Raw genomic sequence first — 7,434 nt, forward strand, 5'->3', positions numbered from 1 at the left:
CAATGAACGAAGCATCGGTGCGTGAACTGGCCTGCGAGGCACGGCTCAACCTGCGGCGTCTGCCGGACTACATGGACAGCATCTCCGACAGGCTGCGGAGCTTCGAGGCCGATGCTTCGCATCAGGGACAGCGCATCGATTTCCGCTTTGCCTTCGGCGGCGCCTCGTTCGACATGGAGCGGCTGGTGATGCGGGCCAATGCTGCCGACCGCGACGGGCTCGCCCGTATCAAGGACCTGCTCGCCACAGCCGTACAGGTCTACGCCAAGGAGGAAAACCCCGAGATCGTCTGGACCGGCGATCTCTCAGGCGAAACCAGCCTCGCCCAGTTCCGCGAGATGGTGGTGACCGATGTTCGCGACCTCACTCCGAATATGCGCCGCATTCGTCTGACCGGCGAGAACCTCTCGCGCTTCGCCAAGTTCGGCGGCATGCATATCCGCATGCTGTTTCCGACCAGGGACGTCCCCGATCCGCTGTGGCCGGTGCTGGGCGGCAATGGCTTACCGGTCTGGCCCACCGACGACCGGCGCCCAGTGGCGCGCGTCTACACCATCCGCGCGCTCGACGTGGAAAAGGGCATCATCGATGTCGACTTCCTGATCCATCCCGGCGAGAGCGTCGGCTCCGCCTGGGCCATGCAGGCCGCGCCCAGCATGAAGGTTGGCATCATGGGCCCGGTCGGCCGTCCGGTGCGGCAGGCAGAATGGTACGTCATGGGCGCCGACGAAACCGGCTTGCCGGCGCTGGCTCGGCTGCTGGAGACGCTACCGGCCGGGACAAAAGGCGTCGCCTTCGTCGAGATCGCCAATGATGGTGAAAGACAAGCGATCAACAATGGCACGGGCATCGAGGTTCATTGGCTGACACGGGATGGCGTGGCGGCGGGCGAGGACAGACTGCTGGCCGAGGCTGTCCGCTCGGTGGCGTGGCCGCAGGACGGTTCGGCCTTCGGCTGGTTCGCGGCGGAAGCCGCTGCCGCCAAGATCGTGCGCGAATGTTGGCGCGACACGCTGGGGCTTGGTCGCGATCAAACGCTGGCGGCGGCCTATTGGCGGCGTGGCTCTGCCGGATTGATGGCGGGGTGAACTCTGATGATCGGCCCGCGGTCTTTGCCGATGCCGATATCAATTTGATCACCGGAGACAAGGTTCGAAATATCGCACACCACCAGCGGCATGCGGATGTCATAAAGAAATTCGGCAACGATGGCACCGACCGCCAGGATCGGGTCCGGCCGCTCCAGAAGAATACCGGCCGGCGCCGTGCCCCTGCGGATCGCCTCGGCCAGGACCGAGGATGAAGACGACGAGCCGCGCCCGCTCGGCATGACCAAAATCCTGCCAGCGACATTTCGGCCGAGGCCGGGGTGCGAATGGTCTGTTATCTCGCCGGTCTCGGCATCGATACCGCCCCAGAAGCTGAGCGGTTGCGAAAACACCAGCGCCTGACCCTCAGCGTCACCGGCCAGCTGGAAAGTGCCGGTTCGTTCCACCGGTCGCGTCATGACGCGCTCCGCACAACATGCCCGGCCGCAGCAGAGCGGATGCAATCCCGCATCTCGGCGAAGGCGACGGACACACCGATATTGCCGGGTGCGTAGTGCGCCCATTTGCCGGAATTGGTCATCACCACGCCATCGAGGCGTTCCAGGATCGATGTGACATAGGTGCAGGTATCGGCGACCGGGATCAGGCCGAACGCCTCCATACCGGCCAGCGCGCCCTCCTCCTGCAATCGCGTCAGCGTCGCGCGGCCGGTGTTGACATAGATCGGAATGCGCCTACCCGGTGCTGCCTCGCGCAGCAACGGCAACAGTCGCATCCATTCCTCATGCGAAAAATGCGGCGTGCCGAGCGACACGGCCGCCAGCGGCGCGCCATCGGGCACGGTCGATAGCCTGGCCAGCGCATGATCGATGTCGGCGCGGCTGATGCGGATCGTCTCGTCAGGCGCATGACCCTGGAACGCCTCGTCGAGCGTCATCGCTTCCGGCGTGATGCCGACCGCATGGAACAGCGCCACAGCACCCGTCGTTGCCGCCGCCGCGCCCAACGCCTTCAGCTGGTCCTCGTCGCGCGGTTGCGGCAGGCCGGCAATCACCGGAATGCGGTCGCCGCTCGCCTGCCCGATGACAAGTCCGATGCCGACGAACAGGCTGTCGCTCGGCTCGGGGTCGGCAAAGGCCAGTTCGAACAAGATCCGGCCGCGCCGGTTCTCGCTCAGATGCAGACCCCAGGCCGGCGCGCGCCCGGTCATGGCGCAGCACAGATCGATGAAATCGCCATAGCGGTTGGTGCGCGCGCCAATCACCGAATTGGCAAAGACGATGGCGTTGGACTCACCCCAGGCGATCTGCTGCCCAAAGCTCGGCCGGAAGCGCGTCTGGTAGGGCGCGCAGGTGAATGTCGCCTGGCAGCCGAGCTCCATATGCGCCTTCATCAACCGTCGCGCCGGCACCTCTTCGGCCGCCGGCAATTTCACCATGCCGGGATGGATGAGATCGAACGACCCGACATTCAGCGTCGTCGGCACCTGCACGCGGCCGCCACCTTCGACCAGCCGCTCGACGAAATCGAGACCGGCCTTGCCATGGTAGAGACAACCATCGATATGCGCGCCGGCAATGTCGAGCAGACGACCTGCCCCGATCGCATTGGAAAAGGCGACCAGGATTTTCATGGCAGCAGCCGCTGACAGGCCATGCTCGCCGTCGAGCATGGATCGGTCGCGTGCAGTCAGTTCCAGGGTCATCGGTATGCTCCGGGTCGTGCCCGTCTATGCTGTCCCTGATTGCGGACGGTCTGGCAAGACCCGGTGAGGATCAGTTCGCCGCGATCAACACCGTGCTTTCAGGCGACCAGCGCAGCACGACATCCTGACCTTCTGCCAGCCGTTCCATGCCGGTATTCTGCACAATCACTTTCAACGTCTGACCAGCACGCTCGACGAAATAGGTGCTGTTGCTGCCGGCGAAGATGCGCTTGGAAACCTGTCCCTTGAGCATGTTGGCGTTGCCATCCGGTGCTCCGGCATCCCTGGCGATGCGGATGCGTTCGGGCCGCACGGCACAGCTCGCCTTGGCGCCGGCGGCAAGCTTGGCACCCACACCAGCGGCAATCGCCGTTCCGTCCGCCAGCCGGATGCCATCGCCCGTGCTGTCGCCGCGAAAAATGTTGGCGTCGCCGAGGAAGGTGGCGGCGAACTCGCTCTTCGGCCTGTTATAGATCTCCTCCGGCGGCCCCTCCTGCACCAGCCTGCCGTCGCGCAATATGCCGATGCGGTCGCTCATCGTCAGCGCTTCTTCCTGGTCGTGCGTGACGAAGATGGTGGTGATGCCGATCTCGCGCTGGATGCGCTTGAGCTCGATCTGCATATCGACGCGCAGCGCCTTGTCGAGCGCGCCGAGCGGCTCGTCGAGCAAAAGCACGCGCGGCTTGGTGACGATAGCGCGGGCGAGAGCCACACGCTGCCGCTGCCCGCCGGAGAGTTGGTGCGGCCGGCGGCCACCAAGCTTGCCGAGCTGCACCAGATCGAGCGCGCGCTGCACCTCCGTTGCAATCACCGCCTTGGCCTCGCCGCGCACCGACAGGCCGAAGGCGACATTGTCGGCGACGCTCATATTGGGAAACAGCGCATAGTTCTGGAACACCATGCCGATGCGCCGCTTTTCGACCGGCACCCGCTCGACGCTCTCGCCGCCGATGGTGATGCGGCCCGAATCGGGAAAATCGAAACCGGCAATCTGGCGCAGCAGCGTGGTCTTGCCGCTGCCCGACGGCCCCAGCAGCGCATAGAACCCGCCATCGGCGAAATCGATGGAGACATTGTCCAGCGCCTTGTGTGCGCCGAAACTGCGCGAGACATCAGATACCTGCACGCCGGCCATTATTTCTCTCCGCCGAATTTGAAGAACCGCGCCGTGAGCAGCATCAGCGCCATCGACACGACAATGATGATCGTCGAGACCGCATTGATCTCGGGCGTGAATCCTTTGCGGATCGCGGCGTAGATTTCCACCGGCAGCGTCGTCTGCCCAGGCGTCGCCAGGAAATAGGACACCACGAACTGGTCGAACGACACTGCAAACGCAAACAGCCCTCCGGCAATAACGCCTGGCATGATCCAAGGCAGCGTGACGCGCCTCGTTACCTGCCACTGGTTGGCGCCGAGCGAGCGTGCCGCCTCTTCCAGCTCCGGCGCGAAGGTCTGCAGCCGGGCCGAGACGACGACGATGACATAGGGCAGCGCCAGTGCGACATGGCCAAGCAGGATCGCATGCAGCCCGCGACCGATGCCGACGCCGAAAAAGAAGATCAGCATCGCCGTGCCGGTGATCAGCCACGGAATGGCGATCGGCGGAAACAACAGCGCCTGCAGGAATTTCTTGCCGCGAAACTCATAGCGATAGAGCGCCAGCGATGCCGCCGAGCCGAGCACGACACAGATGACGGTGGTGATGACGGCGATCTCGACGCTGTTCCAGGTGGCGGCGATCAGCTGGTCGTTCTGCCACAGCGAAGCGTACCATTCGGTCGTCCATTCGAACGGCAATTGGTAGAAGGGCGAGACGTTGAACGACATCAGCGCCATGATGATGATCGGCAGATAGAGGAGGGCGAGCAGCAGACCGATGTAGAAGCGGCCAAGCCATTCGAGGACGCGGGTCGTCGCCATCACGCGGCCCTCCGCAGCACCGGCGACGCCACCGCCAGGATGACCAGCACCACGGCCAGCAGGATGAAGGAAAGCGCGGCACCGAGCGGCCAGTTGAACACGGCGACGAACTGGTCCTCGATGACCGTGCCGTAGAAGGTGCCGGTGCGACCGCCGAGGATGCGCGGCTCCATGAACGAGCCGACGACGGGGACGAAGATCAGGGCCGCACCCGCGACCAATCCGGGCATCGACAGCGGGATGATCACCCGCTTCAGCACCTGTAGCCGTGAAGCGCCAAGCGAACGCCCGGCCTCAATCAGGGAGTCATCGATCGCCTGCAGCGTGAGATAGCAGGTCAGCACCATGTAAGGCACGTAGGAATGCACCAGCCCGATGATGACGGCTGGATAGGAATACATCAGGTCGATGTTGATCTTGAACGGCAGCACGGCGTTGAGCGCGGTGTCGAGAATGCCGCCCTCGCGCAAAACCATCGCCCAGGAAAAGATGCGCACCAGCCCGTTCGACCAGAACGGCAAGATGACGAGCAGGAAGATCGCCTCGCGGCTGCGCCCCTTCAGCACTTTGGCGAGCACGTAAGCGGCGGGATAGCCGATGACGACGCACCACAGCGTCACTTCGAGGCCAAGCCGCAGTGAGGCCAGCAGCAGTGTCAGATAGAGGCTTTGCGAGAAGAAGGTGGCATAGTTGCCAAGGGTGAATGTCCACGGCTTTCCCGACAGCGGCAGCTCGGTCATGAACGAGAAAAAGACCATGGCCGAGAGCGGCAGGAAGATCGCCACCGTCAGCCAGAGATAGGCTGGCGCCAGCAGCGGCAATGCCGATCTCAGCCCGCTTCGCGACGCTGTCGCAGCTGCCATGATACCCTCCCCCAGGATTGAAACGCCAGCCGGCGCGAACCGCCGGCTGGCCGGGATGTTGGCTCTATTTCACGTCGACCTTCAACTGCTGCCACAGCGCCAGATAGGCTTCGCGCTGGGCATCGGTGATCGGCGCCTGGAACTGGATGCGTTTGGCCACCTCGGGGTCGCCCATGACCTTGCGGTTGAAGGCATCCTCGGGCAGCGCTTCCACCGCCTTGGTGTTGGCGGAGACAGGAGCACCGACCTTGGTGACCCATTCGACGTAGAATTTCGGGTCGATCATGTAGTTGATGAAAGCCTCGGCGCCGGCGACGTTCTTGGCGCCGACCGGAATGGAAAACGCGTCGAGCCAGGCGACGGCACCCTCCTGCGGCACGACCAGAGAGACCGGCAATTTGAAATGCGTCTTGGCGCGATCGGCCGAGCCGCTCCAGTAGGTGCCGATGTCGATCTGGTTGGAGGCGACCATCTGGTTCCAGTCGTTCTCCGAACTCCAGAAGGTCTTGATCTGCGGCATCAACGAGGTGAGCTTCGCCTTGACCGCATCCATATCCTTGATGTCGTTGATGTTCTGGCCCGTTGCGATGGCGCCGAACTGCACCGCTTCGACGGCATCGTCGCGAATGACGACGCGGCCCTTATGGGCGGCATCCCACATCTCGGCGATGCTCGTCGGCGGCTTGTCGAAGGATTTGTCGTTAATGGCGAGCGCGGTGAGGCCCCACACCCACGGCACGCCATAGACCTTGCCGTCATGGACGAGCATCGGCGATCCCGCCTTGTCCTTGCTGATGTCGGCGTAGTTCGGCAATTTGGAGACGTCGATCGGCTGGATCAGTTTGCCGTCCATCGCCTGGTCGTTGAAGGCGGCATTGATCATGACCACGTCGTAGAGGCCGGGATTGGTCCGGATCTTGGTCAGCATTTCCTGTTCGGAATTGAAGAAGTCGTTGACGACCTTGTTGCCGGTCGCTTTTTCGAAAGCCTCCACCGCCCATGGTTCGTCGGCGCCGTATCCCTTCCAGTTGAGCACATGCACTTCGTCAGCCTTGGCAGCGAACGCGAGTGCGGAGGTAAAGACGGCGGTCGCCGTCAGCAGAGCAGTCAAGTCAGGCATGCGCATGGTTGGTTCCTCTCTGTGGGTTTGCCCGGTTCCCGGGCTTGTCAGGCTTTCCAGCTGTTATGCATTGGCCTTCTGTGTCCGGCCTGCTCCCGACGGGTCGGCGGCATGGCTCAGGAATGTCTGGATTTGGTGGTCGGTCGGCGCCGACGAGCCGCCATGGCGGGTGACCGATATGGCCGCTGCCGCATTGGCATAGCGCGCTGCCTCGAAGGGCGGGATGCCGTGCGCCAGCGCGCTGACGAAAGCACCGATATGGGTGTCGCCGGCGCCATTGGTGTCGATGGCGGTGACTTTGAAGCCGGCAACGGTCTGCGCCGTGCCGTCGGCCAACCTGATATGGCAACCCTTTGCCCCGGAGCGGATGACCACGCCCGCTGCTTTCGGGCAGTGGTCGCCCAGCAGCCGTACCGCGAGGCCCTCGACATCGCCTGGGCCGGCAATCTCGGCGGCTTCCGTCGTGTTGCAGCTCAGCCATGTGGTGCGGGCAAGCACCCGCGACAGGATGGGACGCGGAATGTCCGTGATGACCGGCGTCGGGTCGAAGACGAAGGGAATACCTGCCGGCAGCGCCTCGATCCAATCAGTGAGCGCATCGCGACTCTTAGGGTAGCTCAGCGTGTAGCCGGAGGTGAACACCCAGTCTCCCGGCGCCACCGCGACCGGCGCCATCATGTCGAGGCTGAGAACGCTCTCCGCACCAGGCCACGACACGAAGGTGCGTTCGGCGTCGCTCGAGATCATGGCGACGCAGTTGCCGCTGTCCATCAC

General features: G+C 63.8%; 8 protein-coding genes. 1 reads left to right on the forward strand and 7 read right to left on the reverse strand.

The window, feature by feature from the left end:
• The first annotated feature begins 2 nt into the window (after nt 1-2).
• Nucleotides 3-1,088, forward strand: coding sequence for a siderophore-interacting protein (locus tag EN879_RS01550; protein ID WP_063168547.1), 1,086 nt, complete (start codon nt 3-5; stop codon nt 1,086-1,088).
• On the opposite strand, the gene EN879_RS01555 is transcribed toward EN879_RS01550, so the two are convergent.
• The 7 genes from EN879_RS01555 to EN879_RS01585 all read right to left on the reverse strand — a co-directional run.
• Entirely contained in the window at nt 1,049-1,507 is a 459-nt protein-coding gene (locus tag EN879_RS01555) for a DUF126 domain-containing protein (RefSeq protein ID WP_013530810.1), read from the reverse strand. The genes EN879_RS01550 and EN879_RS01555 overlap by 40 nt on opposite strands.
• The gene (locus tag EN879_RS01560) at nt 1,504-2,754 is read right to left on the reverse strand and encodes an aconitase X (protein ID WP_063168548.1); all 1,251 of its coding nucleotides are present in this window, start codon (nt 2,752-2,754) and stop codon (nt 1,504-1,506) included. The genes EN879_RS01555 and EN879_RS01560 overlap by 4 nt, the downstream gene beginning before the upstream one ends.
• A gap of 70 nt (nt 2,755-2,824) precedes the next feature.
• Nucleotides 2,825-3,889, reverse strand: coding sequence for an ABC transporter ATP-binding protein (locus EN879_RS01565; protein WP_063168549.1), 1,065 nt, complete (start codon nt 3,887-3,889; stop codon nt 2,825-2,827).
• On the reverse strand, nt 3,889-4,677 hold the full coding sequence (locus tag EN879_RS01570) for an ABC transporter permease (RefSeq protein WP_063168550.1): 789 nt from the start codon (nt 4,675-4,677) through the stop codon (nt 3,889-3,891). Before EN879_RS01570 ends, EN879_RS01565 begins: the two co-directional genes overlap by 1 nt.
• Complete coding sequence (locus EN879_RS01575) at nt 4,677-5,540, reverse strand: ABC transporter permease (RefSeq protein WP_013530806.1); 864 nt, start codon at nt 5,538-5,540, stop codon at nt 4,677-4,679. Before EN879_RS01575 ends, EN879_RS01570 begins: the two co-directional genes overlap by 1 nt.
• Before the next feature lie 64 nt (nt 5,541-5,604).
• Nucleotides 5,605-6,666, reverse strand: coding sequence for an ABC transporter substrate-binding protein (locus tag EN879_RS01580; RefSeq protein ID WP_013530805.1), 1,062 nt, complete (start codon nt 6,664-6,666; stop codon nt 5,605-5,607).
• Nucleotides 6,667-6,723: 57 nt separating this feature from the next.
• A partial coding sequence (locus EN879_RS01585; protein WP_127273926.1) for a PfkB family carbohydrate kinase occupies nt 6,724-7,434 on the reverse strand: 711 nt, incomplete at its 5' end.

It is taken from the genome of Mesorhizobium sp. M7A.F.Ca.AU.002.02.1.1 (assembly GCF_003998535.1).
Taxonomy (GTDB): Bacteria; Pseudomonadota; Alphaproteobacteria; order Rhizobiales; family Rhizobiaceae; genus Mesorhizobium; species Mesorhizobium ciceri.

Bases quoted from the DNA above. Each gene is read 5' to 3' on its own strand.
- EN879_RS01550 (WP_063168547.1), top strand. From the start codon at position 3: ATGAACGAAGCATCGGTGCGTGAACTGGCCTGCGAGGCACGGCTCAAC.
- EN879_RS01555 (WP_013530810.1), bottom strand. From the start codon at position 1,507: ATGACGCGACCGGTGGAACGAACCGGCACTTTCCAGCTGGCCGGTGAC.
- EN879_RS01560 (WP_063168548.1), bottom strand. From the start codon at position 2,754: ATGACCCTGGAACTGACTGCACGCGACCGATCCATGCTCGACGGCGAG.
- EN879_RS01565 (WP_063168549.1), bottom strand. From the start codon at position 3,889: ATGGCCGGCGTGCAGGTATCTGATGTCTCGCGCAGTTTCGGCGCACAC.
- EN879_RS01570 (WP_063168550.1), bottom strand. From the start codon at position 4,677: ATGGCGACGACCCGCGTCCTCGAATGGCTTGGCCGCTTCTACATCGGT.
- EN879_RS01575 (WP_013530806.1), bottom strand. From the start codon at position 5,540: ATGGCAGCTGCGACAGCGTCGCGAAGCGGGCTGAGATCGGCATTGCCG.
- EN879_RS01580 (WP_013530805.1), bottom strand. From the start codon at position 6,666: ATGCGCATGCCTGACTTGACTGCTCTGCTGACGGCGACCGCCGTCTTT.